This is a genomic window from Streptomyces sp. NPDC031497 (assembly GCF_055580905.1).
The window spans coordinates 247,370-274,134 of record NZ_JBVIKO010000010.1 but is presented as its reverse complement, the minus strand read 5'-3'; the positions used below and the strand labels follow the sequence as shown (position 1 = coordinate 274,134).

At 71.4% G+C, this 26,765-nt stretch carries 26 protein-coding genes and 1 pseudogene; 17 read left to right on the top strand and 10 right to left on the bottom strand.

Features of this window, described 5'->3' with window-relative positions:
- Positions 1-107 precede the first annotated feature (107 nt).
- The 6 genes from ACZ5K7_RS22915 (at position 108) to ACZ5K7_RS22890 (ending at position 4,598) form a co-directional block, all read left to right on the top strand.
- Complete coding sequence (locus ACZ5K7_RS22915) at positions 108-647, top strand: DUF5134 domain-containing protein (protein ID WP_351712933.1); 540 nt, start codon at positions 108-110, stop codon at positions 645-647.
- A gap of 95 nt (positions 648-742) precedes the next feature.
- The gene (locus ACZ5K7_RS22910; RefSeq protein ID WP_468915626.1) at positions 743-1,678 is read left to right on the top strand and encodes a M56 family metallopeptidase; all 936 of its coding nucleotides are present in this window, start codon (positions 743-745) and stop codon (positions 1,676-1,678) included.
- Positions 1,679-1,733: 55 nt separating this feature from the next.
- Positions 1,734-2,402: a phosphatase PAP2 family protein gene (locus ACZ5K7_RS22905; protein WP_468915624.1), complete on the top strand. Its 669-nt coding sequence runs from the start codon at positions 1,734-1,736 to the stop codon at positions 2,400-2,402.
- Positions 2,403-2,672: 270 nt separating this feature from the next.
- Positions 2,673-3,023 (top strand): twin-arginine translocation signal domain-containing protein, encoded by a 351-nt coding sequence (locus ACZ5K7_RS22900; protein ID WP_468915623.1) that lies wholly within the window; start codon positions 2,673-2,675, stop codon positions 3,021-3,023.
- Positions 3,024-3,075: 52 nt separating this feature from the next.
- Positions 3,076-3,798 carry an HAD family hydrolase gene (locus ACZ5K7_RS22895; protein WP_450972301.1) on the top strand — a complete coding sequence of 241 codons (723 nt, stop codon included), beginning with the start codon at positions 3,076-3,078 and terminating at the stop codon, positions 3,796-3,798.
- 137 nt (positions 3,799-3,935) lie between these two features.
- Positions 3,936-4,598 carry a TetR/AcrR family transcriptional regulator gene (locus ACZ5K7_RS22890; protein WP_468915621.1) on the top strand — a complete coding sequence of 221 codons (663 nt, stop codon included), beginning with the start codon at positions 3,936-3,938 and terminating at the stop codon, positions 4,596-4,598.
- A 9-nt stretch (positions 4,599-4,607) separates the two neighbouring features.
- Here the strand turns inward: ACZ5K7_RS22890 and ACZ5K7_RS22885 are convergent, their stop codons facing one another.
- Positions 4,608-5,129, bottom strand: a complete 522-nt coding sequence (locus ACZ5K7_RS22885; protein ID WP_468915619.1) for a DUF6214 family protein — start codon at positions 5,127-5,129, stop codon at positions 4,608-4,610.
- Between the two features lie 185 nt (positions 5,130-5,314).
- Between ACZ5K7_RS22885 and ACZ5K7_RS22880 the strand changes: the two genes are divergently transcribed.
- Positions 5,315-6,661 carry an FAD-dependent oxidoreductase gene (locus ACZ5K7_RS22880; protein ID WP_468915617.1) on the top strand — a complete coding sequence of 449 codons (1,347 nt, stop codon included), beginning with the start codon at positions 5,315-5,317 and terminating at the stop codon, positions 6,659-6,661.
- Between the two features lie 127 nt (positions 6,662-6,788).
- Positions 6,789-8,141 (top strand): nucleobase:cation symporter-2 family protein, encoded by a 1,353-nt coding sequence (locus ACZ5K7_RS22875; RefSeq protein WP_450972302.1) that lies wholly within the window; start codon positions 6,789-6,791, stop codon positions 8,139-8,141.
- Between the two features lie 128 nt (positions 8,142-8,269).
- On the opposite strand, the gene ACZ5K7_RS22870 is transcribed toward ACZ5K7_RS22875, so the two are convergent.
- Complete coding sequence (locus tag ACZ5K7_RS22870; protein ID WP_351698769.1) at positions 8,270-9,220, bottom strand: NmrA/HSCARG family protein; 951 nt, start codon at positions 9,218-9,220, stop codon at positions 8,270-8,272.
- A gap of 132 nt (positions 9,221-9,352) precedes the next feature.
- On the bottom strand, positions 9,353-9,820 hold the full coding sequence (locus ACZ5K7_RS22865; RefSeq protein ID WP_468915614.1) for a MarR family winged helix-turn-helix transcriptional regulator: 468 nt from the start codon (positions 9,818-9,820) through the stop codon (positions 9,353-9,355).
- Positions 9,821-9,956: 136 nt separating this feature from the next.
- Here ACZ5K7_RS22865 and ACZ5K7_RS22860 point away from each other — a divergent pair, with 136 nt between their 5' ends.
- A complete protein-coding gene (locus ACZ5K7_RS22860; protein ID WP_468915613.1) occupies positions 9,957-10,454 on the top strand; it encodes a cysteine hydrolase family protein in 498 nt (165 codons plus the stop codon).
- 226 nt (positions 10,455-10,680) lie between these two features.
- Here ACZ5K7_RS22860 and ACZ5K7_RS22855 read toward each other — a convergent pair whose 3' ends face one another.
- Positions 10,681-11,670: a pirin family protein gene (locus ACZ5K7_RS22855; RefSeq protein WP_468915612.1), complete on the bottom strand. Its 990-nt coding sequence runs from the start codon at positions 11,668-11,670 to the stop codon at positions 10,681-10,683.
- 236 nt (positions 11,671-11,906) lie between these two features.
- Here ACZ5K7_RS22855 and ACZ5K7_RS22850 point away from each other — a divergent pair, with 236 nt between their 5' ends.
- Positions 11,907-12,938 (top strand): LLM class flavin-dependent oxidoreductase, encoded by a 1,032-nt coding sequence (locus ACZ5K7_RS22850; protein WP_468915611.1) that lies wholly within the window; start codon positions 11,907-11,909, stop codon positions 12,936-12,938.
- Between the two features lie 19 nt (positions 12,939-12,957).
- Positions 12,958-13,674 carry an NADPH-dependent F420 reductase gene (locus tag ACZ5K7_RS22845; protein WP_468915609.1) on the top strand — a complete coding sequence of 239 codons (717 nt, stop codon included), beginning with the start codon at positions 12,958-12,960 and terminating at the stop codon, positions 13,672-13,674.
- Positions 13,675-13,768: 94 nt separating this feature from the next.
- Here ACZ5K7_RS22845 and ACZ5K7_RS22840 read toward each other — a convergent pair whose 3' ends face one another.
- Positions 13,769-15,091 carry an SGNH/GDSL hydrolase family protein gene (locus tag ACZ5K7_RS22840; RefSeq protein WP_468915607.1) on the bottom strand — a complete coding sequence of 441 codons (1,323 nt, stop codon included), beginning with the start codon at positions 15,089-15,091 and terminating at the stop codon, positions 13,769-13,771.
- 376 nt (positions 15,092-15,467) lie between these two features.
- On the opposite strand from ACZ5K7_RS22840, the gene ACZ5K7_RS22835 reads away from it, so the two are divergent.
- Positions 15,468-16,262, top strand: a complete 795-nt coding sequence (locus tag ACZ5K7_RS22835; protein WP_468915605.1) for a pectate lyase — start codon at positions 15,468-15,470, stop codon at positions 16,260-16,262.
- 57 nt (positions 16,263-16,319) lie between these two features.
- Here the strand turns inward: ACZ5K7_RS22835 and ACZ5K7_RS22830 are convergent, their stop codons facing one another.
- Both ACZ5K7_RS22830 and ACZ5K7_RS22825 read right to left on the bottom strand, forming a co-directional pair.
- Positions 16,320-16,700 carry a hypothetical protein gene (locus tag ACZ5K7_RS22830; protein WP_468915603.1) on the bottom strand — a complete coding sequence of 127 codons (381 nt, stop codon included), beginning with the start codon at positions 16,698-16,700 and terminating at the stop codon, positions 16,320-16,322.
- Between the two features lie 239 nt (positions 16,701-16,939).
- Positions 16,940-17,905, bottom strand: coding sequence for a helix-turn-helix transcriptional regulator (locus ACZ5K7_RS22825; RefSeq protein ID WP_468915601.1), 966 nt, complete (start codon positions 17,903-17,905; stop codon positions 16,940-16,942).
- Positions 17,906-18,005: 100 nt separating this feature from the next.
- On the opposite strand from ACZ5K7_RS22825, the gene ACZ5K7_RS22820 reads away from it, so the two are divergent.
- Together ACZ5K7_RS22820 and ACZ5K7_RS22815 are read left to right on the top strand one after the other, a co-directional pair.
- Positions 18,006-18,371 (top strand): VOC family protein, encoded by a 366-nt coding sequence (locus ACZ5K7_RS22820; RefSeq protein WP_468915599.1) that lies wholly within the window; start codon positions 18,006-18,008, stop codon positions 18,369-18,371.
- Positions 18,372-18,433: 62 nt separating this feature from the next.
- Positions 18,434-19,049, top strand: a pseudogene (locus ACZ5K7_RS22815) (transposase); the annotation flags it as partial.
- A gap of 95 nt (positions 19,050-19,144) precedes the next feature.
- Here ACZ5K7_RS22815 and ACZ5K7_RS22810 read toward each other — a convergent pair.
- The gene (locus tag ACZ5K7_RS22810) at positions 19,145-19,774 is read right to left on the bottom strand and encodes a TetR/AcrR family transcriptional regulator (protein WP_468915597.1); all 630 of its coding nucleotides are present in this window, start codon (positions 19,772-19,774) and stop codon (positions 19,145-19,147) included.
- 70 nt (positions 19,775-19,844) lie between these two features.
- Here ACZ5K7_RS22810 and ACZ5K7_RS22805 point away from each other — a divergent pair, with 70 nt between their 5' ends.
- Positions 19,845-20,813, top strand: a complete 969-nt coding sequence (locus ACZ5K7_RS22805; RefSeq protein ID WP_468915595.1) for a ketopantoate reductase family protein — start codon at positions 19,845-19,847, stop codon at positions 20,811-20,813.
- Between the two features lie 443 nt (positions 20,814-21,256).
- On the opposite strand, the gene ACZ5K7_RS22800 is transcribed toward ACZ5K7_RS22805, so the two are convergent.
- Positions 21,257-22,012 carry a PaaX family transcriptional regulator C-terminal domain-containing protein gene (locus ACZ5K7_RS22800; RefSeq protein WP_468915594.1) on the bottom strand — a complete coding sequence of 252 codons (756 nt, stop codon included), beginning with the start codon at positions 22,010-22,012 and terminating at the stop codon, positions 21,257-21,259.
- 71 nt (positions 22,013-22,083) lie between these two features.
- On the opposite strand from ACZ5K7_RS22800, the gene ACZ5K7_RS22795 reads away from it, so the two are divergent.
- Together ACZ5K7_RS22795 and ACZ5K7_RS22790 are read left to right on the top strand one after the other, a co-directional pair.
- On the top strand, positions 22,084-23,745 hold the full coding sequence (locus tag ACZ5K7_RS22795) for an acyl-CoA dehydrogenase family protein (RefSeq protein ID WP_468915592.1): 1,662 nt from the start codon (positions 22,084-22,086) through the stop codon (positions 23,743-23,745).
- A gap of 128 nt (positions 23,746-23,873) precedes the next feature.
- The gene (locus tag ACZ5K7_RS22790; protein ID WP_468915590.1) at positions 23,874-25,853 is read left to right on the top strand and encodes a HEAT repeat domain-containing protein; all 1,980 of its coding nucleotides are present in this window, start codon (positions 23,874-23,876) and stop codon (positions 25,851-25,853) included.
- Between the two features lie 31 nt (positions 25,854-25,884).
- Here the strand turns inward: ACZ5K7_RS22790 and ACZ5K7_RS22785 are convergent, their stop codons facing one another.
- The gene (locus ACZ5K7_RS22785; RefSeq protein ID WP_468915588.1) at positions 25,885-26,478 is read right to left on the bottom strand and encodes an Rv1733c family protein; all 594 of its coding nucleotides are present in this window, start codon (positions 26,476-26,478) and stop codon (positions 25,885-25,887) included.
- Positions 26,479-26,765: the final 287 nt, after the last annotated feature.

Below are 26,765 nucleotides of genomic sequence, written 5' to 3'. Positions count from 1 at the left end.
TGCTGTGCTCCGCCGAGTGCTCCCCGTGTACACCCTTGCGCTCGCGTGCGCGCCGTGCGGGCGGGGCATCGCATCCATCGATGCGACGTCGAGCGGGGGAGGTGCGCGTGCACGGACCGGCTTCGCCCGGCTGGCTGCTGGTCGCGCTGTGCGCGGCGACCGGGGCCTACTGTCTGCTGCGGATGCGCAGCAGCGTCGAGGAACAGCGGCGCGCCGCGGGCGGCGAGGCGCTGATGGGGTTCGGCATGGCCGCGATGGCCGTGCCCGCGACCGTCTTCACCCCACCGGTCTGGACATGGCCGCTGTACGCGGCGGTGTTCGGCGCGGCCGCGCTGCGCGCCCTGTGGAGCACCCGCGACAGCACGCACCATGTGCACCATCTGGTGGGGGCCACGGCGATGGTCTACATGGCGGTGGCGATGGCGGCCTCCCCCGCCGGCCACCACCACGGCGGCGCCGGAGTCCCGGCGGTGACCGGGCTGCTGCTCCTCTACTTCACCGGCTTCGTCCTGCTGTCCGGGGCGCGGCTGGTGCCGGTGGCGGCGGCCGGGAACGGGCCGGTCAGGTGGGGCGACCGGCCCGAGCTGGCACGGGCGTGCCGGCTGTCGATGGGAATCGGGATGGTGGCCATGCTCCTGGCGCTGTGAGCGGGTGACGGCACTCGCGGCACACACGTTGCTTGCGTCACTTTGGCGCGACGGCCTGTACCCCTGGGCAGTCCCCCGCTCATAGGGTGCTGGCCATGATGGTCCCCGTGGCACTGCTGCTGCTCGGCATCCTGACGGCCGTGGCCGGTCCCCGGCTGCTCGCCCGGGCCGACTGGACGGACCGGGAGCCGGTGGTCGCCCTGTGGGCGTGGCAGTGCGTGGTGGCGGCCGTGCTGCTGTGCTGTGCGCTGTCGATGACGCTGAGCGCGGCGGCGGCCTGGCAGGCGGCGCGGGGGCAGTTGTTCGCGACCGCCCCGCGCGGGGTCGCGGACGCCTATCCGCTCGCCGCGACCGGCCCTTGGGCGGCGACGACCGCGGTGACGCTCGCCTGCGCCGGGCTGTGGAGCGGGGCGATGCTGGTGCGCGAGATCGCCGGAGCGAGGGCTCGGCGCCGGCAGCGGCGGGCCGAACTCCTGCGCCGCGCACCGTTGTTGCCCGGTGAGGAGGGGTCCGCCGACCGACTCGTGGTACTAGAGGGCGAGCGCCCGGATGCCTGGTGGCTGCCCGGCGCGGCGCCCCGACTCGTGGTGACCACGGCCGCGTTGCGCCGACTGAAAGGGCGTCAGCTGGACGCGGTCCTCGCTCATGAGCGGGGGCACGCGCAAGCCCGGCACGACTGGCTGCTGCACTGTTCGGCGGCGCTGGCGGGCGGGTTTCCGCAGATCCCGGTGTTCGCCGCGTTCCGCGACGAGATGCACCGGCTGGTCGAACTGGCCGCGGACGACATGGCGTCCCGGCGGCACGGCCGTCTCACCACCGCGCTCGCCCTGGTCGAACTCAACGAGGACCGGGGCGTGTTCGGCCCCGGCCCGGCCCCGCACGCCCATGTCCCGCAGCGGGTGGACCGGTTGCTCACCGCCCCGGACCGGCTCCCCGCCCGGCACCGGCTGCGGCTGACCGCGACCGCCGCCCTGGTCCCCGTGATCCCTGTGCTGGTGGCGCTCGTGCCGGGACTGCGCGCGCTCGGGTAAAGCCGTACTCATCAGGGAATTGCCCTGCGGGCAATGATTCGGCAAAGATCACGTCATGCGCCCCCCGCCCAGCGACCGTCCTGCTCCGCTTCTCGCGACCGCCGTCCTCGCCCTCTCCTCGGCGCTGCTGCTCGCCCTCGTCGCCGGCGAGTGGCCTCCCCTGGTCGCGCTGGACGAGGACATCGCCGACGCCACCCATCGCTGGGCCGTCGCCGACCACGGCACCACCCATGTGCTGCGCATCCTGACGGACTGGGTCTGGGACCCGCTGACCATGCGTCTGCTGTGCGCGGGGGTCGCGGTGTGGCTGGTGTGGCGGCACTCGGCGTGGTGGACCGCCCTCTGGCTGGCCCTGACCTGCGCGCTCGGCACGGTCGCCCAGCAGTCCCTGAAGGCCGCCGTCGGCCGCCCGCGCCCACAGTGGCCCGACCCGGTCGAGTCCGCCCCCTACGCCGCCTTCCCCTCCGGGCACACCATGACGGCCACCGTGGTCTGCGGCCTGCTGCTGTGGCTGCTGCACCGCTGCGGCACCGGCCGCACGCTGCGGCGTACCGCCCTGATCGCGGCCGGCATCTCGGTCATCGGCGTCGGCCTGACCCGGGTGTGGCTCGGCGTGCACTGGCCCTCGGACGTACTGGGCGGCTGGCTGCTCGGGGCCCTGGTGGTGGCGCTGGCGGTGGTGGCGTACGAGTGGGAGCGCGGCGGCCGGGGACATCCTCACTAGGGCCTGTCTGACAATTCCCGTCTGCCTCACGACGCCATGCACGCACTCTCGCCGCACCGGGCGCAGACCCAAGTACGTCCAGTACGAGGGCCTACGCCCGGCACGCCGAGAGCACGCACCTGACGCCGCGAGGCCGCCCTCCGGGCGACGACGGGAATTGTCAGACAGGCCCTAGTGGACGATCCCGTTCAGAGCCGGACGGCCGGTAGCGGTACCTACGATCATGTGGCGGCCTCGGGAGACTCCCGCGGAGCCGTCGAAGGGGGTACTTTGTCCAGCATTTCCAGACGGTCCCTGCTCGGATACTCGGGGACGGCCGCGGCCGGCGCGGTGGTCGGCACAGCGGCGTCCGCGCAGCAGGCACAGGCGGCGGAGTCGGCGACGGAGACCGCGTCGACGCAGTTCCCGGAGGGGACGCTCTTCAGCGGCGGCAGCAACCTGGGCGGCGACGCCGATCTGTACCTCACGGTCAAGTTCAGCGTCGACACGAACGCCACGGACGCCTCGGGCAACCGCATCGATCCCGTGGAACTCGCGGGTCTGCTCAGCGACTTCGCCGTCAGCCGCGGCTGGCCGGCCATCACGTTCTACGGCACCCCGAGACCCGCCAAGCTGAACTGAGCGCCCTCAGCGGCAGCCCGGGCCGGACAACGGCCCGGGTAAAGTCCGGCGCATGACTGCCGTGCTCTTCGACTTCTCCGGAACGCTCTTCCGTGTCGAGTCCACCGAATCCTGGCTGCGAGCGGTGCTCGCCGAGTCCGAAGCGGGTCTCACCGAGGCGGAGTTGACCGCCGCCGCGCGGGCGCTGGAGGTGGCCGGGGCACTGCCCGGCGGAGCGAACCCGGTGGAACTGCCCGAGGAACTGGCCGGGGTGTGGGCGGTACGCGACGAGAGCGCCGAGCAGCACCGCGCCGCCTACACCGGGCTGTCCCGCCGGGTGCCGCTGCCGGACCCGGCGCTGCACGACGCGCTGTACGAGCGGCACATGACCCCGGACGCCTGGACGCCGTACCCGGACACCGCCGAGGTGCTGCGGACCCTGCGCGCGCAGGGGATCGGGGTCGGTGTGGTCAGCAACATCGGCTGGGACCTGCGCCCGGTCTTCCGCGCCCATGGGCTCGACGCGTATGTGGACGCGTACGTCCTGTCGTACGAACACGGTGTCCAGAAGCCGGACCCGCGGCTCTTCACGGTCGCCCTGGAGGCGCTCGGGGCCGCGCCCGCCGAGACGCTGATGGTCGGGGACAGCAGGCCCGCCGACGGCGGGGCGGCGGCGCTGGGCTGCCGGGTGCACTTCGTGGACCATCTGCCGGTGGCCGAACGGCCGGACGCGCTGCTGCCGGTGCTCGACCTGGTGGGCGCGGCCCGCCGACCGGCCACGCCCACCCAGGCCTGACCCGTTCACGCCGTCCGTCCGAGACGCTCCCCCGTGTCGCCCCGGACGGACGGCAGCCCTGAACAGGCCCCGCGCAGGGCGGTGCCCACTGCGTCGATTATAGTTGGCTGGCAGCCAGTCAACGCAGGAGTTCCAGGATGTCCCCTCGCAGCGCCTCGGTCAATGAAGAGTTGCGGAGGCGTTCCCGGGAGCGGCTCCTGCAGGCGGCGGTCGAACTGGTCGACGAGCACGGCTTCGAGGCCACCACGCTGGGCGCCATCGCCGACCGTGCCGGATCGGCGCGCGGACTGGTGTCGTACTACTTTCCCGGCAAGCGCCAGCTGGTCCAGTCCGCCGTGCACCGGCTGATGCACCGCACGCTGGAGGAGGGGCTGGAGCGCGAGCCTCGCACGGACGACGGCCGGGAGCGGCTGGCCCGTGCCATCGACGCCATCCTGGGCCTCACGCGCGACCGGCCGGTGCTGATGCGCCAGCACATGGCGGGCCTGCTCCAGGCGGAGGGCTTCGTGCAGTGCCCGGAACAGCGTCGGCTGTCGGAGCTGCTGGGCGACACCGTCGCCCGCTACGGCTCGCACGACGTCGCGGCCGACTACCCGCTGCTGCGCGCCCTGCTGATGGGGGCGGTGTACGCGGCGCTGGTGCCGGGGGTGCCGATGCCGATCCCGGTGCTGCGGGCGGAGCTGTTCGAGCGCTACGGGCTCGACTGGGAGCTGGGCGTGCCCCCGGAGTCCGCCCCCGCGACGCAGCCGCAGGACCTGTCCCGGTTCTTCGCCACGGAGGACCGGACCGGGTCCGAGTGACCGGCCCGGTCAGCGGCGCGCGTGCCGCGGCGCCAGAAAGCCCGCGTCGCGTGCCTGCGCGATGAGCCGGAGCGACCGCCGTCGGCTGTGCCCGGTCGCCCACATCACGGCGAGGACCGGGTCGACGCCCTTCTCCTGTGCGGCCCGGTACTCCTGGGCGACCAGCCACCGCCCCTCGATGCCCCGCGGCCAGGCGGGCCGGGCGCGCCAAGGAGCGACGGCGCCCTCCGCACCCTCCGCACCTTCCGCACCGCCCGCACCTTCTTCGAGATCCTCCCCGGCGGGCTCCTCGTCCGCGTACGACTCCATCCCGCACGCCCGGAACAGCGGTTCCTCGATCCAGTCGGCGAGCATGGTCAGATCGGCCAGCGACAGCGCGGGCCGCGCCTTGACGTCCTCGATCGACACCCGCCCCCCGGCCACCACGGCGAGCGCGTCGACCTGGGCACCGTCCCCGAAGGCCAGCGTGACCTGGAACCACGACGTGGCCCCCGTGTGCTCCTGCACCTCCCAAGCGGGCGACACGGACACCGTGCCGTCCTCCGCACGCCGATCAGACAGATTTAGACAGGATGCTTCTAGCACACACGAAACGTAACCGCATGATCACACTCCATACGACCGGACACGCGTCCGCTTCACCCCAGCGGCCCCTGTCGAGGCGGCCACGCCGGTGGGATGCTGGAGGCACCAGCCCCTCGGGCAAGGAGTCTCCCGTGTTGCGTGTCGCCGTCGTCGGCTCCGGGCCGAGCGGGTGCTACACCGCCCAGAACCTCGTCCAGCTCGACCCCACGGTGGTCGTGGACGTCCTGGACCGGCTGCCGTGCCCGTACGGACTGGTGCGGTACGGCGTCGCCCCGGACCACGAGAAGATCAAGTCGCTGCAGGGCAATCTGCGCGCGGTCCTCGAACACGAGCGGGTGCGGTTCCTCGGCGGGGTCCGGATCGGCGGCGGTCCCGGCGAACTCCCGGTGGAGCGGCTGCGCGAGCTGTACCACGCGGTGGTGTACTGCGTGGGCGCCGCCGGCGACCGGCGGCTCGGCATCCCGGGCGAGGAGTTGCCGGGCAGCTGGTCGGCGACCGAGTTCGTGTCCTGGTACAGCGCGCATCCGGACGCCATCGACGCCGGTTTCGTGCGCGACGCCCGCTCGGCGGTGGTCATCGGCGTCGGCAATGTCGCGGTGGACGTGGCCCGGATGCTGGCCCGGGGCGTGGCGGAACTGAGCCCGACCGACATGCCGCAGGCGGCGCTGACCGCGCTGGCGGCGAGCCGGATAAGAGAGGTCCACGTGGTGGGCCGGCGCGGCCCGTCCCAGGCCCGCTTCACCACCAAGGAACTGCGCGAGCTCGGCGCCCTGCCGGATACCGAAGTCCGCGTGGATCCGGCCGAGTTGGCGCTCGACCCGGGCTTCGCCGACCCGTCCGCGCTGGCCGCCGCGCAGCGCCGCAACGTGGAGGTGCTGCGCGGCTGGAGCACGGCCGCCACCCGGGGCGCGGGGCGCCGTATCTGGCTGCGGTTCTTCCTGCGCCCGGTCGAACTGCTCGCGGACGGCGGGCGGGTGAGCGCGGTGCGCTTCGAGCGGACGGAGCCGGACGAGCACGGCGGGGTGCGGGGCACCGGGCGGTACGAGACCGTCGACGCGCAGTTGGTGCTGCGTTCGGTGGGCTATCGCGGAGTACCGCTGGCCGGGCTCCCGTTCGACCCGGGGACCGGCACGGTGCCGCACGCGGCGGGCCGGGTCCTGCACGGTCCGGCCGGAGCGCCGGGCGACTACGTGGCCGGCTGGATCAAACGCGGCCCGACCGGCGTCATCGGCACCAACCGGCCCGACGCCAAGGAGACGGTGACCTCCCTCCTGGCGGACGCGCCCGTGCTGCTCGGCAGGGCGGTGCCGGAGGATCCGGTCACGGCGCTGCGGGCGCTGGGCATCGAACCGGTCGCGTGGTCGGGCTGGCAGGCGATCGAGCGGGCGGAGGCGGCGCTCGGCGCCCGGCTCGGCCGCAGCGTGGTCAAGCTGGCGGACTGGGACACGCTGCTGACGGCGGCACATTCGGGGGCGTAGCGGCGTCCAACGCGACCAGGTGGGCAGGACACGTATCGGCAACACTGCGGAAATCAACAAACTGTTCAATCCGCTTACGGTCTGGTCCTGACCGGATGTCGTCCCCCGCCGCCGCTCTGGAGTCCCCGTGCCCACCACCGCCGCCCCCGTCCCCTCCCCCGTCCATCCCGTCGACGAGGTCCCGCCCGTACGGCAGCTGGCCGCCTTCGGCCTGCAGCATGTGCTCGCGATGTACGCGGGTGCCGTCGCCGTCCCGCTGATCGTGGGCGGTGCGATGAAGCTGTCGCCCGCCGACCTGGCGTATCTGATCACCGCCGACCTGCTGGTGTGCGGGGTCGCGACGCTCATCCAGTGCGTCGGCTTCTGGCGCTTCGGCGTCCGGCTGCCGATCATGCAGGGCTGCACGTTCGCGGCGGTGTCGCCGATGGTCCTCATCGGTACGACGGGCGGCGGGCTGCCCGCGATCTACGGCTCGGTGATCGTCGCGGGTCTGGCGATCATGCTGCTGGCCCCGGTCTTCGGAAAGCTGCTGCGCTTCTTCCCGCCGCTGGTCACCGGCACGGTGATCCTGATCATCGGGGTCTCACTGCTGCCGGTCGCGGGCAACTGGGCGGCGGGCGGCGCCGGCGCGAAGGACTTCGGGGAGCCGAAGAACCTGGCGCTGGCGGCCTTCGTGCTCGCGGTGGTGATAGGCGTGCAGCGGTTCGCCCCGGCCTACCTCGCCCGGATCGCGGTCCTGATCGGCATCGCGGTGGGCCTGGCGGCGGCGGTGCCCTTCGGCTTCACGGACTTCAGCGGGGTCGGTGACGCGGACTGGCTGGGCATCAGCACGCCGTTCCACTTCGGGACGCCGACGTTCAAGGCGTCCGCGATCGTCTCCATGCTGGTGGTGGCCCTGGTCACCATGACGGAGACGACGGGTGACCTGATCGCGGTGGGCGAGATGACCGGCCGCAGGGTCGAGCCGGGCTCCCTCGCCGACGGTCTGCGCGCCGACGGCCTCTCGACCGTCCTGGGCGGTGTCTTCAACACCTTCCCGTACACGGCGTTCGCCCAGAACGTGGGCCTGGTCGGCATGACCCGGGTGCGCAGCCGCTGGGTGGTCGCGGCGGCCGGCGGCATCCTGGTCCTGCTCGGCCTGCTGCCCAAGCTGGGCGCGGTGGTCGCCGCCGTACCGGCTCCGGTGCTCGGCGGTGCGGGCCTGGTGATGTTCGGGACGGTCGCGGCGAGCGGCCTGCGCACGCTCGCGGCCGTCGACTTCCACGGCAACAACAACCTGACCGTGGTGGCCGTCTCGGTGGCGGTCGGGGTGCTGCCGGTGGGGGTGCCGACGGTCTACGAGAAGTTCCCCGACTGGTTCCAGACGGTGATGAACAGCGGTATCAGCGCGGGCTGTCTGACGGCGATCGTCCTGAACCTGCTCTTCAACCACCTTCCGGCGAAGGCGGGTGCGGACTCGCAGGCGGTGAAGGCTGCGTAGGAGATCGCCTGAGTCCAGGCCGATCGCTCACCGACGCCGCGGACGGCCTCCCCGTCCGCGGCGTCGGTCGGGAGTGCCGCGCGGCCCGCGCCCGATCCCTGGCGGGCCGCCGTACCTGTAGGGCTCGGTCAGCCCACGTCGATCTTGGAGGCGTTCTCGGCCAGCCAGTCGTCGAAGCTCTTGAGCTCCGGGTTGATCTCGCGCAGCCTGTCCAGGTCCCGGGCTCCGGTGAACTCCCGGTCGAAGTCCCCGTAGTACTGGAACATGTTGGCGATCTCGTCGGCGGCCGGAACGTCGAGGGCGCGGAAGACGTCGTACGGCACGGACTGGAAGCGCACCGGCTCACCGATCACGGCCCCCAGCTTCTCCGCGTACTGCGCACCGGTCAGGTGATCCCCGCCCAGGCTGACGGTCTTGCCGATGAACTGCTCGCCGCCCTTGAAGAGGGCGTATGCCGTGCGGCCGATGTCCGCCACGTCCACCCCGGACAGGAGCTTGCCGTCCTCGAACGGCATGGTCACCGTGAGCACGCCGTCCTCGCCGCGCTTGGGGAGGAAGACGTTCAGGAAACCCTGGAAGAAGAAGGTGGTGTTCAGGAAGGTCACCGGGACGCCGGCCTCCGTGAACAGCCGGTTGCCTTCACCCTTGGCGTCGAAGTGCGGCACGTTGTACTCGCCCTGGAGGACCGGCATCCGGTCGTCGTCCAGCGGCAGCAGCTCGCGGGTGTCCTCCAGGGTCGACCAGATCACATGCCGCAGGCCCGCCGCGTCGGCCGCCCGGACCAGGACACCGATCTCCTCCGTCTCCTTCGCCGCCGAGCCGTGCGCCCAGAAGTTCGTGACGAGGAAGGCGCCGTAGGCGCCCTCGAACGCCTTGTGCACGGTCGGCTCGTCATGGAAGTCCGCCCGGACCACCTCGGCACCGAGCGCGGCGAGCTCCCGGGCGGCGGGCGAGGCCGGGTCCCGGGTGATCGCGCGCACCGCGAACTCCGAATCCTGGTCGGCGAGGATCGCCCGCGCGACACCGCCGCCCTGGGAGCCCGTGGCACCGGTCACGGCGATGATCTTCTTTGCACTCATGACAGCAGTCCCTCTCCGAGAGGAAAGCATCTGGTTGATGCGTCAACAACCAGATTCTAGAGAGGTACGCGTTGATGCATCAACTACATCGGCGGGGATTCGGCCACATTCACTCGACGGCGGGACGCTCGATCAGGTCGGGTCCTCGTCCAGCTTCGCCACCACTCGGTCGGAGAGCTGAGCCAGCATCCGCAGCTCCGCCGGCGTGACATGGTCGAGGAAGAGTTCGCGCACCGCCTCCACGTGCCGCGGTGCGGCCGCCTCGATCGCCGCGCGCCCCTCCTCCGTGATCACCACGAAGGCGCCGCGGCCGTCCTCGGCACACTCGTCCCGAACCACCAGGCCGCGCTTCACCATGCGGGCGATGTGATGGGACATCCGGCTCTTCTCCCATTCCAGCGCCCGGGCGAGATCCAGGATCCTCCGTCGCCCGTCCGGCGTGTCCGTCAGCTCGACCAGCACTGCGAAGTCCGCGGCCGACACATTCGACTCCGCCTGCATCAGGCGCGACAACCGGCCCCGCAGCGTGTCGTTCAGCCGGAGGAAGCTCCGCCATGCTTGCTGCTCGTCCTCCGTCAACCAACGCACCCTCTCGCCCATGAGGCCGAGTGTAAACGTGGTTGACATTTCATCGAACCCTTGTCCCGACGAGCCAGCCCCATGGTTGACACCTTACATATGGTTGATGTGTCATCTTAATCATGCGGGCACCCCGCCACACGGCCGAGGAGATCCCATGAGCACATCACCAGCGAGCGGCCCCGTCGCGCCGCCGATGCCCGAGCAGAGCGAACCGCGGCTGATCGACCACCAGCCGCGCCCGTACCTGCACAGCCGCGCTCCGAAGACGATCTCCAGCAACGTCCTGGGCCCGGCCGGGGTCGCCCGACCCCTAATGAGCGCCCGGGACAACCGGCGCGTGGCGGACGTCGTGCGAGCCACCGGACGCGAGAAGCCGGTGCTCGCCGGCCTCCGTGCGGAGAACTCCGCGGTCACGCCCTCTCTGCAGGCGGCCGGCGAGGGGTTCCGGATCCACGTCGTCACCGATGCTTCAGCAGGACCGAGTCCGGCAGGGGGCAGGCACCACCGCCGGGTCCCACTCGATCGCGAGGCTGCCGTGGGCCCACCGCGCAGCGCACATCGGTGGGCTGTGGGAGTGGCGGTCACCGTTCTCCTCTACATCACTCTCCTGACGATGACGGCGGGCGCCAAGCCCCTCTACTGCTGTGACTAGAGGGCGCGCCGCGAATGTCCCCTCGAGGAAGCCGCCACCGCCCCGCTCAGTCGTGCGGAAACTCGCCCGACCGCGCGGGGCCATGCGCAGCCAGGGCTGCGCCTCGTCGTGGCGCCCCTGGCGTTGGAGGGTGCGGCCCACGCAACCCACTAGGTGGATACGTCAACCATGCCCGCGGAACGCGCTCACGCCCGACCGTATTCCACTCACCGTCCGCGCCGGGAGTTCAGCTGCGTGACGGATTCCCGCGCGGAGTGATGACGGCGTTCGGCAGGGCAGGGGCGGGAAGACGGCTCCCGGGGTAGCCCTCGACGGCTCCGAAGCGGTCGGAGGAAGCCTCCCAGTCCGCTCGGGCCCGGACGATGTCGTCATGGCTCCGGCCGATGAAGTTCCACCACATGACGATCTCCTCCTCGAAGGGAGGTCCTCCGAGCAGGATCGTCCGCGCCGGGCTGTCCGACTCGTTCACCAGCGTCAGGCTGTCCGAGCCGCAGGGGACGTACCCCAGTTCGGCCGGCCGGATCACGGTGTCGACCAAGCGGACGTCCCCGCTGTCCACGAGGAGGCCGTGCTCGAAGTCGGGCGCCACGGTGAGGGTGACCGTCGCACGCGGTTCGAGAACGACCTCCGCTCCGAGGAGTGGGGTGAAGCTTCGCACCGGGGAGGTGCTGCCGGCGAGCGAGCCCAGGAAGACCCTGATCTGCGCCCCGTCGACACGCACGGGTTCCGGCACGTAGTGCTGGAAGTCCCGGTCGGCGGCACGGTGCTGCCCGGGCAGTGCCACCCACAGTTGCACCCCGTGGAGGACGGTGGTGCCCGGGGTGGAGACCTCCGAGTGGGCGATGCCGTGACCGCCGGTCATGAGGTTCATCTCTCCGGGACGGATCAGGGCATGGGTGCCGAGGCTGTCACGGTGCTCGATCTCGCCGCTGAACAGCCAGCTCACCGTCTGCAGTCCGGTGTGCGGATGCGGGGCGACGTCCATGCCGCCCGTGGCGGTCACATCGACGGGGCCGTAATGGTCGGCGAAGCACCAGGCCCCGATCAGCGTCCGGGCCCGCTGAGGCAGCGTCCGACGCACGAGCATCGCACGCGGGCCGCCCAGGGGCACTTCCCGCGCCGACAGCACATCGACCCGGGGCCCTCCGGCCGGCCGGTTCCCGTCGACCGGGGCACCGCACCGCACTTCCGCAGGCCGGGTTTCCACATTGCTCATGGGGAGCACCTCCCGCACACTTTGGTTGTCGTATCAACTATCATGCCATGAAGGCGGCCCGGCTGCGCACAGGGCCACAGCCGAGGCCGGACTCGACCGCGAGCACCGGTCGGCGGGACAAGCCGTGCACCGTGCCGTACGCACGAACCCTCCCACTTGGTTGACACATCAAGTAAAGTCCCCGGGGATTCGAGCCGCCCCGCGGGTGAACCGACCACTCACGAAGGAGCCCACCCATGTCCGATCTCGTCTTCGGCCTGGACACGTTCGGCGATGTGCCGGAAGACGACTCCGGGAACCCGGTCTCCGACGCCCGCGCCATCCGGCAGGTCCTCGACGAGGCCGTCCTCGCGGAGGAGAGCGGCGTCGACGTCATCGCCCTCGGTGAACACCACCGCCCGGAGTTCGCGATCTCGACCCCGGAGACCGTCCTCGCCGGCATCGCCACGCGCACCCACCGCATCCGGCTGGCCTCCGGCGTGACCGTGCTCAGCTCCGACGACCCGGTCCGCGTCTTCCAGCGCTTCGCCACCGTGGACGCCCTCTCGAACGGCCGGGCCGAGGTCATTCTCGGGCGCGGCTCCTTCACCGAGTCGTTCCCCCTCTTCGGATACGACCTCGCCGATTACGACGTGCTGTTCGAAGAAAAGATCGAGCTCTTCGCCAAGCTGCTGGAGGAGAAGCCCGTCACCTGGAGCGGCACCAAGCGGGCACCGCTCAAGGACGCCGACGTTTTCCCCAAGACCGAGTCCGGGCATCTGAGCACCTGGGTCGGTGTCGGAGGTTCGCCCCAGTCGGTCGTCCGCACCGCCCGCTACGGTTTCCCGTTGATGATCGCCATCATCGGCGGCGCCCCCGAACGCTTCACGCCGTACATCGACCTCTACCAGCGCGCCACCGAGCAGTTCGGCACGACCGCTCACCCGGTCGGCATGCACTCGCCCGGCTTCATCGCCGACACGGACGAGGAGGCCAAGGAAGCGCACTGGCGGCACTACAAGGTCATCCGGGACCGCATCGGCAAACAGCGTGGCTGGCCGCCGGTCCGCAAGGCGGAGTACGAGGCCGAGATCGAGAGCGGCTCGCTGTACATCGGATCTCCCGAGACGGTCGCCCGCAAGATGGCCCGCGCGATCAAAGCGCTCGGTGTCGGCCGTTTCGACCTCATCTACACCAACGGCGCGCAATCGATCAGCGCTCGCCTGCGTGCCGTCGAGTTGTACGGCACGAAGGTCATCCCCATGGTCCGCGAACTCCTCGCGGACTGACACCAGGAACGGAGAAGAGATGCCCGCCACCGCCGTCCGCACCGTCGGCATCCTGGGTGCGGGAAAGGTCGGCACCGTGCTGGCCCGCCTGGCCCTGGCCGCCGGTTACCGCGTGTTCGTCGCGGGGTCGGGCGACCCCGCCAAAATCGCCCTCACCGTCGAAGTCCTCACCCCAGGCGCGGTCCCGGTGACCGCGGCCGAGGCCGCGGCACAGGCGGATGTCGTCGTCCTGGCCCTTCCGCTCGGCAAGTACCGCAGCGTGCCCGCCGAGGCCCTGCGCGGCAAGCTCGTCATCGACGCGATGAACTACTGGTGGGAGGTGGACGGCAGCCGCGAGGACCTCACCGACCCGCTCACCTCGTCGAGCGAGACCGTGCAGGCGTACCTGCCCGGTGCGCGCGTGATCAAGGCGTTCAACCACATGGGCTACCACGACCTCGAGGACGGGGCCCGGCCCGAGGGAGCCCCGGACCGCAAGGCGATCGCGATCGCCGGCGACGATCCGGACGACCTCGCCACCGTGGCCGGCCTCGTCGACGCGTTCGGATTCACCCCCGTCATCGCAGGCCCGCTCGCCGAAGGAGTTCGACTCGAACCGGGCACCGAGCCCTTCGGTGCCGACGTCGGCGCCGACGAACTGCGCGCGATGCTCGACCGCTTCCCGGCATCGGACCGCGGACGGGCCGTGATCAGCGCGCGGACCGCGGCTTCGGCACGGGCTGAGGACGCGGCCTGACCACCGGCCGCGGCGGCGAGGAGAGCACCGGCCGCCGGGTCTGAGCGGACCCTGGCGGCGCGGCCCGGCAGCGGTGCCGGACGCCCGCGAATCGTCAGCCGCGGAGGAACAGGTCCGCCGGAACCGCCTCGGCCAGGATGCCGTATCCGGCCGGGTTGAGGTGCAGCCAGTCCCCCACCTGGAGGTCGGCCCGCAGCCGGCTCGGATCGGCCGGATCCCGTACCACCCGGTCGAAGTCGATCACAGCATCGAAATGGCCGAGGCCGCGGATCCAGGCGTTGACCCGCTGCCGGGCCGCCTCGCGGACGCCCGCCCCGTCGTCGTACGCGTTGCCGCCGAAGGGCAGCAGGGTGGCGCCGTAGACCCGGATGCCCTGGGCGTGGGCGCGGACCACGATCTGCCGGTAGGCGGCGATCAGGTCGTCGGCGACGGCGCGCTGGGCATCCGGGGTGGCGGCGGCGGTGCCGATGTCGTTGACGCCCTCGAAGACGATCAGCCAGGAGACCCCGCTGCGGGACAGGACGTCCCGGTCGAGGCGGGCCAGGACATTGGGGCCGAGACCGTCGTCGAGCACACGGTTGCCGCCGGCCGCCTGGTTGAGGACCGCGATGTCAAAGGTGGCGGAGCGGGTCTGGAGGCGGTCGAAGAACTGGTCGGGCCAGCGGTCGTTGCCGTTGGTCGTGGATCCCCGGCCGTCGGTGAGCGAGTCACCGAGCACGGCCACGGCCCGGGTCGCGGCCGGCGCGGTCACCTCGACGTCGCTCAGCAGATACCAGTGGTCGGCCGAGGCGGCGCCGCTCAGGTCCGGGTCCCGGGTGTGGTCGCCGTTGACGAGGTACGACGTGGTGCGCGAACCCGGGTGCGAGGTGAGCGCCAGATCGGGCTGGCCCTGCGCGGTGTAGGCGGTGACGGTGAGGTTGGATCCGGGGGCCAATTCGAAGTCGACGGGATCGGAGACGACCTGGGCGCCGACGGGGACGACGGCCGCGGTACGGCCCGAGAACGTCACCGGGTGGAGGCTGCCGGGCACGATCGCGCGGGCCCCCGCCCGCCCGTCCCTCGGGAGCGCCACGGTCACCGAGGTGAGCGGGAGCGGGGTGTCGCCGTAGGCGTTGGAGAAGCGCAGCCGCAGCCGATGGCCGCCGGTGGTGACGCGGACGGTCTGGCGCAGGGTGGTGTCGGCCAGCACCGACCTCTCCCCCGTGAACGGCGCGGGCGGCAGATTGCCGACCTCGGTGAGCTGCGGCATGCCGGTCCAGGTGTTGACCCAGTGGCTGCCCTGGTCCGGCTGCGCGCCGGCCGGCCGGGGACCGCGGACCAGCGCGGTGACGGCCGTGGCGGTCACGACCAGGGCGAGAGCCAGGACACAGGCGCTGAGGAGCGTGGCGAGCGGCGTTCTGCTGGGCTGCGGCTTCACGGGGGCCTTCCTGACTGACGAGGGACGGCGGCGGAGCCGTCGTCAACTGACCGTGCAGGCGGTGCCGTTGATCGCGGCTCGGTGCGGCGTCGTACGGGGATCCCCCGGCATCGTGGCATGGACATGGCCGCCATGGAAGCGCTCCCACCCGACTTCGGGAGTCAGGTGCCGGACGGGAACGGATGTCGCGCGGAGCGTTGACTAGAAAGCGCTTGCATCCTACGTTCCGTTCAGCACCGTGACCGGCGGGCCCGCGAGCGGGTTCATTCGGGCAGGTGTCTGCATTTCTGGTTCTACAGGCTGGACTGCGTTCATCGATCCGTCCACCTGCCGGACCCTCAGAAGGACCCCCCACTCGACAGAAGGCATACGGGACATGACTTCACGAGCACGAACCAGTGCGCGCGCACTGGCGGGCGGGCTGGCCGCTTTCGGACTCTCGCTTGGCATGATCATGACTAACGGAGCCCAGGCGAACGCGGCCACCTGGCCGACCGCGAGCGGCAGCCAGGCCGTCACCGCGACCATCAAGCTGTCGGGCACGAAGGACTACGGGATGCTGCGCCTGTACGGCAGCGGCGACCTGGGCAGCGGTGGCCAGAACGAGGACCAGGATCCGATCCTCGACCTGGCGGCCGGCACGGTCCTGAAGAACGTCATCATCGGCGCGCCCGCCGCGGACGGCATCCACTGCGAGGGCGGTTGCACCCTGCAGAACGTGTGGTGGGAAGACGTCGGCGAGGACGCGGCGACCTTCCGCGGCTCCTCCTCGTCCAACGTCTACACCGTCTCCGGCGGCGGCGCGAAGGAAGCCAGCGACAAGGTCTTCCAGTTCAACGGCGCCGGGACGCTCAACGTGTCCAACTTCGCCGTACAGAACTTCGGCAAGCTGGTCCGCTCATGCGGCAACTGCTCCACGCAGTACAAGCGCACCATCAACCTCAACACCATCGAGGCGACCTACAAGGGCAGCGCGCTCGTCGGGATCAACACCAACTACGGCGACAGCGCGACGCTGAAGAACATCACGATCGTCGGGGACAGCGGCAAGAAGATCGTGCCGTGCCAGAAGTACATCGGCAACAACACGGGCGCGGAGCCTCCCACGAACGGAAGCGGGCCGGACGGGACGTACTGCAAGTACGCGAGCTCGGACATCACCTACAGGTGAGCCCGAGCGGTGGGCCGTCGCCCGTCACCGGGCGGCGGCTCCACCGGCACGCCTCGGTCACGCATGACTCCAGCGCCATGCGCTCGACTTGTAGACGCAGGTGATGCCCTCTCCGGCGGCGTCGGTGGTGACGGCTCCGTGGTCACTGTTCCGGCAGAACTGGCCCGCCTGATAGCAGTTGCCGGAGTTGGACTTGATCGAGCAGGTCCCGGTGTCGACGCTCCCCCCGCCGTTGTCCGATCCGGCAGCGGCCTGTGCCGCTTCGGTGACCCTGACGGTCACGGTCGGACCGGGCTTACTCACGGTCCTCGTCTTCGTGACCGTGGGCGCGGGCTCCGCCTTCGGAACGGCGGTGAGGGTCGCCGTCGCGGTGATCGTCGTCGTCGGCGCAGCCTTCGCGTCTGCCGCGGCCCCGCCGTTCCCCGTGGCGGCGATCACCGCCCCCAGCGTGAAGAGCGTGAACCCGCCCCGTAGGCCGCCGACGACTGCGGCGCCGGCCGGACTTGTGAACAGCTGCGGTCATGACCAGCGCGGGCCGGTCAGGCTCTCGCCTGTCCGCCGAGCAGGACGGCACCCGTCAGAGCGGCAGCGGATGACGCGCCCGCTTGCCCTCGGCTCCAGCACTGCAACCCGGGTGCGCAGGCGTCAGGACCGCCCAACGGCCTAGCTGTTGCGGGTCAGGACGTTGGTGACGGCGCATAGTGGTGGGCAAGATTGGTGGCGAGGTCGCGGAGGTGAGCCCTGGCTTCGGTGGGGCCGTGCACAGTGATGGCGCTCCCGAACGGCAGTAGTGCTCGCACGTCCTCCAGATGCAGGAAGCGGATCGTTACCTTGCGGCCAGTGGCCGATTCTTCATGGTCGTCCGGGACGAGTCGTAGGCCAAAGATCCGTTGCGCCCGCTCGATCTGGGTCTGGTCGATGGTGGCGCTGACCTCTATCGCGTGGTTGTGCTCCCACTGATCAATGAGCGCCGCAGCGACGGTGGCCAGGGTCTGGCTCTCGCGGATCCGTCGTGGCTGGTCGACTTCTTTCCACGTCGTGATCCGTTCGAGTCGGTACATCCGTGGCACTCGGGCACAGTCGGCGACGAGATACCAGATGCCGGCCTTGGCCAACAACCCGTAGGGATCCACGACCAGGTCGCGTGGGCATGACTCGCGTGGGCTGCCGTACTCGATCCGTAGCCGGCGACCTCGCCGCACTGCGCCGATCAGCGAAGCCGGAGTCGTGCCGGAAGCTCGTGCCTGACGCCAGGGACGGCTGTCCACGTGCACTACGTCGGTGAGCGGCAGGAGCTCATGACCTCGACGTGGCTGTGTAGCCATGATCTTGGAGAGCGCGCGCCGGCTTTCGACCGATACGTTGAGCTCCGCACGTTGCTTCTCGTCGAGCCCGGTGAGCGACAGATGATCACGCTCGCCCGGTGTGAGTCGCGTGAGGTCGAGCCCGGACCCGGGCAGCATGGTCACGCCTCCGAGGCGGCCCCGTTGTGCGGTCACCGGCAGTCCGGCGTCGCGGAGCCAGTTCAGGTCCCGGGTGATGGTTCGAAGGGACACCCCGAGCGCCGAGGCAAGTTCCTGTGTGGTCACGGCATCCCTCGATTCGAGGAGCAGCATCAGGGAGAAGAACCGGTCTGGGGTCACACGCCAAGTTTTTCAGGAATTGCGACACGATGCGGCGCATATCCCGGTCAGGCTGGTGGATGCGTACCTACGTACCTACGACCTGTGAGAAGGAACAACCATGACCACATCCGTCGTGTCCATCGTCTACGTGAACGACGCTCCCGCCGCAGCTCGTTTCTACGGGGATCTCCTCGGCATGAGCCCCTCGTTCGAGACTCCGGGATACATCACCTTCGACCTCGGGCCGGGCGCTGACCTCGGTCTGTGGTCTGGCCAGTTCGAGGATCTGTCACCGGATGTCCCGCGCACCAGTGAGGTGTGCCTGGCCATCGACGGTGGACCCGACGAGCTCAACGCGACCTTCGAGCAGTGGAATTCCAAGGGGGTCACGATCCTGCGCGAGCCTCATGATGCGGGGTTCGGGCTGACCTTCCTCGCAGCCGATCCTGACGGGAACCGGATCCGCGTCGCACCGCAGGACTGAAAGGCCGCAATGCTTTGAGCGTCCCAGTTCAGGCGCCCACCAGGGGTGACCGGCTGCCCCCGAGGAGCCGCCCCGCCGAGCACAGCCTGCCGTTCTCGACCTGGAGCCTGGTCAACCCGGCCGACTTCCTGGTCGACGAGGGGGTGGTCGACGACGTCAGCCACGAGGGACTACGCATCCCGCTCCGCGAGGAAGGCGTCACCCTACGAGACCCAAAAGGCCCGGGTCGAACACCTCTACGCCATCACCGACGGCGACGTGATACCTGAACCCGGCGAGCCCGAAGTCATCCTCGACATGGACGAGTTCGGCCCACTCAACCTCCAGCCCCATCCCGGACGCCAGCGGACTGAACGCGGTGGCAAGGGCAAGGACCCCGGCCGCGAACCTCGACCGCGCCGCCGGGCCACCTACACCCGCCCGCACGGCGTGCGCCACCTCTTCGCAGCCTGCGACCTGGGCAAAGACCAGCTCTGCGGCCACATCAAGAAGACCAAGAACCGCAGCAAGTTCCTGGAATTCTGCCGCTACCTGCGCTCGCTGCATCCGGCGGACTTACGCATCGCGATCGTCTGTGACACCTACGCGCCGCACTTGACGGCCAAGCGCTGCCAGCGGGTCGGCGCGTGGGCGGCTGCCAATAACGCCGAGATCGTCTACACCCCCACCAACAGCTCCTGACGGAACAAGAACGCCGCCGACAAGCGCCTCACTGCCCTCGTCCGCCGGGCGAACGCCGCCTGACCCGCGCCGCCCGCGTCTGTCCTGGGTCGTCAGGTCTGGTTCGGTGGCGCACTCATCGCTGCCGTCAGGAACGTGATCGCCCATCGCCGGGCCGCCTCGCCCGCTACCGGGGACACGCAGCCAGGGGAGGGCTGCTGGTGGACCTCGAGGCGGTCGACGGTCGTCACGGCAAGGATCCCCCGCATCCGGAACCACAGCTCCTCCGGGGAAAGGCCGGGCAGTACGCGCGCGAAAGCCGCGAAGTAGCGCTCGCGGACCGAGTCCTCGGCCGGGCCGGTCCAGCTGCGTGCCTCCTCGGCCGGATCGCTGAGGATCGTCATGATCAGCCGGGACGTCCGGGCGCCGCCCTCGTCGCCGGCCGACATCTCGTCGAACAGCGGCCCGGCGAATGCCTCCACCAGTTCGCTGACCGGTGGGTCGGGGGTCCGGGCGAGCAGTTTGTCGAGCCCGGCGCACTGGGCAGCGTTGATGGGTTCGACCACGCGGCGGACGACTGCGGCCATCAGCTCCGCCTTCGAGCCGAAGTGGTAGCCGACGGCGGCCAGGTTCGCTCCGGCGAGTTTGGTGATTGAGCGGATCGAGGTGCCGCGGTATCCATGCTCGGCGAAGAGGCGCTCGGCCGCGTCGAGGATCTGGGTGCGGGTGTCTGGGGTCGCCACACGAGGGACTCTACATATGTTTGAATGAAACGAACGTATGAATCAAACGAACGTATGAAAGAGGACAGTCATGAAGCTGCTCGTGTACGGCGCCGGGGTTTGCGGCAGCCTGTTCGCCGCCCGCATGCATGAGGCCGGCCACGACGTCTCGCTCCTCGCCCGGGGCGAGCGCCTCACCGCCCTGCGCCGGCACGGAGTGCAACTCGCCGAGGAAGGCAGCCCGGCTGTCAAGCGGGTGCCGGTACCGGTGGTCGAGCACCCGGACGGCGGGTACGACCTGATCACCGTGTTCGTCCGCACCCACCAGGTGGATGCAGTGCTGGAATCACTCGCCGGTGCCCCAGGTGACGTGCTGTTCCTGGTCAACTGGGCAGCCGGCCCGGAGACGCTGGGTGCGGTGCTCGGCCGCGAGCGGGTGCTGCTCGGCTTCCCCACGACCGGCGGCACGATGGACGGCGACGTGGTCCGCTACCGCAAGAGCAATTTCATCACCCGCCGAGTCACGATGCCGATCGGCGAGCCCGACGGCCGTACCACCCCGCGACTGGAACGGATCGTGGAGGCGTTCCGTACCGCCGGGATCAACGCCAAGGCCGAGCCGCAGATGGATGCCTGGCTCAGGACGCACGCCGCCTTCGAGGTCCCGCTCGGGCAGGCGGTACACGCGGCGGGCGGCCCGGTAGTGCTGGCCGACGACCCTGACGCGGTCCGCGGCATGCTCCACCTCATGCGGCAGAACCTCGCCGCGATGGAGACGCCGCCGGTACCTCGCGCGTTCGCCGCGTTGCGGGCTCTGCCGCAAGAGCTCCTCGTGGCCGTGCTCCGGCGCTTCCTGAAGAGCCCGACGGCCGTGCACAGCGGACTCAACAACCCCTCGCCTGCCACGGCGGCCGAACTCGACCGGCTGGCCGAACAGCTCCGTGCCCCTGCGGGAGCCCGTCAAGCAACCCAGGACGGCGAAAACCTCACCACGCACACCACCGCCAGTCCCACAGTCCTCGAACCCAGCTCCTCCGGCTCCACGGACGGCAACCGCTGACCTCATGACCGTTTCGGTGGCAATGGAGCGTCCGGCCTTCGGAGTCAGCGTGGCTTTCTCTCCCCTTGCGGCCACGTCCCGCAAATAGCGCGGCACTACAGGGCGAACGTCGGTTGATGCGGCACTGGATCCCCGCTTCTGTGGATGCACGAGCCTGCCCGCCGGCCTTGCCTGCGGGCAGGTGTATCCCGCCGGCCCATCGGTCCAGAATGAGAGCCGTCCCTGGTCGGGCAGGGACGTCAGCGGTGTGGGCGAGGTCGGTACCCGGATCTTCGCGCACCCCGTAGCGGTCGGCGTGGCACGCCGGTGTCGGCTTCGGCCGCCTCGGCCGGACATGACCCGCGCATGCTCCCGCCTGCCCTCGGGACTCGCCTCCGTCGATCCCGCGCGCGGTGGCGCTCGCACGACGACGCCCTTCTCCCGCAAGCCGCACTCCGGTGACGTCAGCCGTCCAGGTGCCCCATGGACTCGCCCAGTTCCGCCCGATAGGCGGCGTACGCGGTGCGCAGTTCGTCGCCCGGCCAGTGTGCGGGCAGGAGTTCCGGTGGCAGGACCGGGTCGGTCAGCAGGTGGCGTACGGCCGCCGCGAAGAGCGTGAAGCGGTCGGGTGGGCGGGGGGATTCGGCCGCGTGGGTCAGCAGGGCGCGGGCGGTGGTGGCCCAGGTGGTCAACGGCCAGAGGTGGGCGGCCAGTTCGGGGGCGGGACGGGACGGTCGGGCCGTGCAGGACTCGGCGATCTCCAGCACGTCGTCGGGGAGGGGTCTGGCGAGGTTCGCCGGGCGGAGCCAGACGCCCTCGCGGAGTTCGGCCAGGCGGAGGGAGGTCAGGCGGGTACGCAGGTCCGCGCGTTGGGCGGGGCCGCGGCCCGTGGTCGTGATGATCAGCATCTCCCAGTCGCCGTGCCACGCGCGCGTGCGGGGCCGTACCGCCTCGTCCTGGCGGCGCTGGCGGGCCAGCAGGCGGTCACTGAGGCCGTAGACGGCGTCGTCGGTGCGGCGCAGGTCGCCGGCCGCCGTCATCCGGCTGAGCGCGGCCCGGAGCGCGGAGCCGCCGACCCCGAACGGCTCCACGAGGCGGATCAGCTCCTTCACCGGCAGTCGCGGCGGATGCGTGCCCAGCAGCAGGCTCAGCACGACCGACCGGGCGGACAGCGGCCGCAGGTCGACGCCGGCGGGCTCGGCGGACACGTTCATGCGCATGGTCACGTACTGTACGTGCGGCTCGGTATTGCAACATTGATACAGCCGCAGGAAGAGTGCAACATGGAGACATGGACTCGACCGCCGCGCTTCCGCAGCCGCAGTACGCCACTCACGACGTCACCAATCAGGCACCGCCGCTCGCCCCGTACGACGCCTCCGACGACCCGGCCCTCCTCGAGGGGCTGCGCCGGGAGGGCGCCGAGTGGGCCGAGCAGGGGATCCGCCGGCTCGGGGCGCGGGCCGGGAGCGCGGAGGCGCAGGAGTGGGGCGAGCTGGCCAACCGGCACGAGCCGGAGCTGCGCAGCCACGACCGGTACGGCAACCGGATCGACGAGGTCGACTTCCACCCCAGCTGGCACCACCTGATGCGGACGGCGGTGGCCGAGGGGCTGGCGGGGGCGGCCTGGGCGGACGGCCGGCCCGGCGCCCATGTCGCGCGGACGGCCGGCGGGCTGGTGTGGGGGCACACCGAGTCCGGCCACGGTTGCCCCACCTCGATGACCTATGCGGCCGTCCCCGCCCTGCGCGCCACGCCGGAGCTGGCCAAGGTGTACGAACCGCTGCTGACCAGCCGGGAGTACGACCCGGAGCTGCGGGTGCCGACCGAGAAGCCGGGGCTGCTCGCCGGGATGGGGATGACCGAGAAGCAGGGCGGCTCCGACGTACGGACCAACACCACGGCGGCCACGCCCACCGCCGAGCCGGGCGTCTACACCCTGCGCGGGCACAAGTGGTTCACGTCGGCGCCGATGTGCGACGTCTTCCTGGTGCTGGCGCAGGCGCCGGGCGGGCTGTCCTGCTTCCTCGTGCCGCGCGTGCTGCCGGACGGCAGCCGTAACGCGTTCCGCATCCAGCGGCTCAAGGACAAGCTCGGCAACCGGTCGAACGCGTCCTCCGAGCCCGAGTTCGACGGAACGGTGGCCTGGCTCGTCGGGGCCGAGGGGCGGGGTGTGAAGACCATCATCGAGATGGTCAACTGCACCCGGCTGGACTGTGTGATGAACTCGGCGACCCTGATGCGCAAGACGCTCGTGGAGGCCGGTCATCATGTGCTCCACCGCAGCGCGTTCGGCGCGCGGCTCGTCGACCAGCCGCTGATGCGCAACGTTCTGGCCGACCTGGCACTGGAGTCGGAGGCCGCGACCACGCTCACGCTGCGGCTGGCCGGCGCCGCCGACCGCGCGGTGCGCGGGGACGAACAGGAGCGGGCCTTCCGGCGGATCGCGACCGCCGTCGGCAAGTACTGGGTCACCAAGCGCGGCCCGGCCTTCACCGCGGAGGCCCTGGAGTGCCTGGGCGGCAACGGCTACGTCGAGGACTCCGGTATGCCCCGCCACTACCGCGAGGCGCCCCTGTTGTCGATCTGGGAGGGCTCCGGCAACGTCAACGCGCTCGACGTGCTGCGGGCGCTCACCCGCGAACCGGGCGCCGCCGACGCCCTGTTCGGGGAACTCGCCCACGCGCGCGGGGCGGACACCCGGCTGGACGCCACCGTGACCCGGCTGAAGACCGAATGGGCGGAGACCGACCAGGTGGGTGCCCGCCGGCTGGTCGAGCGGATGGCGCTCGCTCTCCAGGCCTCCCTGCTGGTCCGGTACGCCCCGGCCGCCGTCGCGGACGCCTTCTGCGCGACCCGGCTCGGCGGCGACTGGGGGCACGCGTTCGGCACGCTGCCCGCCGGGACCGGACTCGACGCGATCCTGGAGCGGGCGCTGCCTGTCGGGCACTGATCCCTCCACGGGGTGCCGTCGGCCGGTGGCCGTCGATAAATCGCACACAGTCGTCGTCCGATTCCGCATCGTTGTCAGTGCCGTGGTGCAGACTCCTGATCAGGTGGTACTCGCCCGGGGAGGACAACGTGTTCACGGGGATCGACGAGGTCGACTGGGCCTCGCTGCGGCACGCGTACGGCAGCGCGGCGGACGTACCCGGTCTGCTGCGCGGACTGGCCTCGCCGGACGCGGCCGAACGGCAGGTCGCGCTCGACGGGATGTACGGCTCGGTGCACCACCAGGGGAACGTGTACGACTCGACGCTCGCCTGCGTCCCGTTCCTCTTCGCGCTCGCTTCCCGCGCGGAGGTGCCGGACCGGGGCGCCATAGTCGAACTGCTGGTCAGCATCGGGGCGGAGAGCACCGGTCCGCCCGCCCAGGCCGCGGTGCGCGCGGGTGCCGAGGCCTTCGTGCCGCTGGCCGACGACCCGTGTCCCGGAGTGCGGCGATCGGCCACGGGCGCGCTGGTCCGGTTCCTGGACGACCCCGCGCGGGTGCTGGGGCTGCTGCGCCGGCGGATCACGGTGGAGCGCGACGAACAGGTGCTGCCGACCCTGACCGCCGCCCTCGGCCTGTTCGTACGGCGCCATCCCGCCGAGGCGGCAGGGGCGGTGGAGCTGCTCGCCGCGCAGAGCGGGCCGCCGCACTCCCCCGGGATACGGCTCGCCGCGCTCGGCGAGCTGGCCCTCGGCGCGCCGGAGCGGCTGCCCGCCGATCTGGTGCCGACGGTGGTCCGGTTGCTCCGGGAGCGGTCCGAGCGGCGCGCCCTGGGTTCCGACCGGGTGGACCCGGACACGCTGGTCGGCCGGATACGGCGGCTGCGGCCGTCGGACGAGGAGGGCTCGTATCTGCTGCGCACCCTCCACCGGGCGCTGGACGACCGGGTGGCCGAGCGGATCTCCCTGCTCGTGGGCCAGTTGGGCAGTCCTGACGCCATGGACCGGTGCAACGCGGTGCGGATGTCGGCCGGGTTGTTCCGGGAGTGGCGGGCGGACTTCAGCGCGCCCGTCTCGCTGATCGGCGCCCAACTGGAGCCTCTGGAGGACCAGTTGCGTGACGCAGCCGTCTCGGTGCTCGCGGAGCTGTTCGGGCTGGCCGCACCCGCCGCCGACCAGCTGCACGCGCTGGTGACCGCGCGGCCCGACCTGTGGGTGCACACCTGGGAGCGCGGCCGGCCCTCGCTGGGCGGCCCGCTCAAGGCGCTGGCCAGAAGCGGTGACCCGCGCGCGGTCCCGGTCCTGCGGCAGTTGCTGGCGGGCCCGGTGGTGCCCGCCGGCCTGGGCTTCGAGGTGGTCCATCTGGGCCCGGCGGCGGCTCCACTCGCCCCCGCGCTGCGGCACCGGCTCGGCCAGGTCCCGCTGGACTCCCCCGAGGCCGCCGAACTGGCCGCTCCGCTGCTGGCGGCGCTCACCGCCCTGAAGGACCCGGCGGCGGTACCGGAGGTGCTGCGGCTGCTGCGCGGCGCACCGGACGGGCTCGGGGCGCGGGAGGCCCTCGTCGGGCAGGCGGTGCGGGCGCTCGACGCCCTGGGTACGGCGGCCCGGGCGGCGGCGCCGGTCCTGCGCGGGCTCCTCGGCACCCGGCACGCGGCGCCGGCGGCGGGGGCCCTGTGGTCGGCGGAGGGCGACGCGGAAGCCGTACTCCCCTCGCTGCTGAGAGAGTTGACGCACGGTCGCAGCGGCAGTGCCCGGACGGCGGCCGAGCAGCTGGGGCGGCTCGGGGCCGCCGCCCGGGACGCACTGCCCGAGCTGCGCGCGCTGGCCGGATCCGGCCGGGTGCGGGAACGGACCGCGGCGGCGCAGGCGTGGTGGCGGATCGACGGGGATCCGGATCCCGTGCTGCCGGTGCTGCGGGCCGCCTGGTCGGAGAATCCCTACGCCCGCGGCGCGATCGCCGAGTGCCTGGCCGCGATGGGCCCGGCGGCCGCACCGCTGCGCGACCTGCTGACGGCCGAACTCGCCACCACCCGACGGCACACGGCACGGCCGGGCGGGTACGGCAGCCACGACATCGCCCAGGACGAGCGGCTGCTCGCCAACTGCCGGAGGGCGCTGGCGAGTCAGTGACCTCGGGGACCCCCAGGGGGCGGGCGAGGGCCTAGCCGGTCGTCCTGCCCCACTGCGGCCCGAGCCGCGACCACTCCGCGTCCCAGCGGTCCATCCGCCGCCGCTCCAGCCGGCCGCGCACCACGAGCCCGGCGACGAAGGGGACGGCGGCGGTGCTCAGCCCGACCAGCCCGCCGATCAGCGCGGAGCGGACATGGGCCTCGGACGCGGTGGGCGGACGGGTGACGAGATGCCCCTGGGGGTCCGTCCAGACGGTGACCGGAGTGCCGACCTTGCTGCCGGCCGGGACCCGGGCCTGGCCGGTGTGCGCGGAGCCGTCGGCGACGGTCCAGCCCACCCTCGCCCAGACCCGTTCGCGGTCGGAGGACTCGGACTTCGGCCCGGACCCTCCTGGGGCCTTGTCCATGACATGGGCCACGACCGGGTGCCATTCGGCGCGCTCGCGGGCCAGGCCGTCCTCGACCGACCGGGCCGCCGCGAGCCCGCCGAGCACCCCGGCCAGCAAGGTGAACAGCCAGGCGCCGAGCAGCACCCAGGCCTCCAGTGTGTCGGCGCGACGTTTCAGCGGGTTGCGCCGCCAGCGCCACAGCCAGACCTTCGGACCACGGAACGCCTTCAAAGGCATCCTCCTCACGCGCGCACGGACAGCCCGGACCGCCCTCCCATACGGGAGAGGCCGCCCCGTTGCTCACGGCGAACCTCCGAGTCGACGGTCGCACGACTGACCCCGCTCGCGCAGGCGTCTTCCGGAACGAGTTCCGTCACCCTGTTCGACCGGGCCGACACGACGGCTCCGACCTGCGCACACGAGCGGTCCGGCCGCTCTCGGTGGTGGGTGCGCACGGGCCGATGTCCGGGGGCCGGTTGCGCCGAAGACGTCGTGGAGGTCCACGGCAGGACGACCGGGCCGGT

Excerpts from the sequence above, each read along its gene's own strand:
- ACZ5K7_RS22910 (WP_468915626.1), top strand. The coding sequence starts at position 743 with ATGATGGTCCCCGTGGCACTGCTGCTGCTCGGCATCCTGACGGCCGTG.
- ACZ5K7_RS22905 (WP_468915624.1), top strand. The coding sequence starts at position 1,734 with ATGCGCCCCCCGCCCAGCGACCGTCCTGCTCCGCTTCTCGCGACCGCC.
- ACZ5K7_RS22895 (WP_450972301.1), top strand. The coding sequence starts at position 3,076 with ATGACTGCCGTGCTCTTCGACTTCTCCGGAACGCTCTTCCGTGTCGAG.
- ACZ5K7_RS22890 (WP_468915621.1), top strand. The coding sequence starts at position 3,936 with ATGTCCCCTCGCAGCGCCTCGGTCAATGAAGAGTTGCGGAGGCGTTCC.
- ACZ5K7_RS22870 (WP_351698769.1), bottom strand. The coding sequence starts at position 9,220 with ATGAGTGCAAAGAAGATCATCGCCGTGACCGGTGCCACGGGCTCCCAG.
- ACZ5K7_RS22865 (WP_468915614.1), bottom strand. The coding sequence starts at position 9,820 with ATGGGCGAGAGGGTGCGTTGGTTGACGGAGGACGAGCAGCAAGCATGG.
- ACZ5K7_RS22860 (WP_468915613.1), top strand. The coding sequence starts at position 9,957 with ATGAGCACATCACCAGCGAGCGGCCCCGTCGCGCCGCCGATGCCCGAG.
- ACZ5K7_RS22855 (WP_468915612.1), bottom strand. The coding sequence starts at position 11,670 with ATGAGCAATGTGGAAACCCGGCCTGCGGAAGTGCGGTGCGGTGCCCCG.
- ACZ5K7_RS22850 (WP_468915611.1), top strand. The coding sequence starts at position 11,907 with ATGTCCGATCTCGTCTTCGGCCTGGACACGTTCGGCGATGTGCCGGAA.
- ACZ5K7_RS22845 (WP_468915609.1), top strand. The coding sequence starts at position 12,958 with ATGCCCGCCACCGCCGTCCGCACCGTCGGCATCCTGGGTGCGGGAAAG.
- ACZ5K7_RS22835 (WP_468915605.1), top strand. The coding sequence starts at position 15,468 with ATGACTTCACGAGCACGAACCAGTGCGCGCGCACTGGCGGGCGGGCTG.
- ACZ5K7_RS22820 (WP_468915599.1), top strand. The coding sequence starts at position 18,006 with ATGACCACATCCGTCGTGTCCATCGTCTACGTGAACGACGCTCCCGCC.
- ACZ5K7_RS22805 (WP_468915595.1), top strand. The coding sequence starts at position 19,845 with ATGAAGCTGCTCGTGTACGGCGCCGGGGTTTGCGGCAGCCTGTTCGCC.
- ACZ5K7_RS22800 (WP_468915594.1), bottom strand. The coding sequence starts at position 22,012 with ATGCGCATGAACGTGTCCGCCGAGCCCGCCGGCGTCGACCTGCGGCCG.
- ACZ5K7_RS22795 (WP_468915592.1), top strand. The coding sequence starts at position 22,084 with ATGGACTCGACCGCCGCGCTTCCGCAGCCGCAGTACGCCACTCACGAC.
- ACZ5K7_RS22785 (WP_468915588.1), bottom strand. The coding sequence starts at position 26,478 with ATGCCTTTGAAGGCGTTCCGTGGTCCGAAGGTCTGGCTGTGGCGCTGG.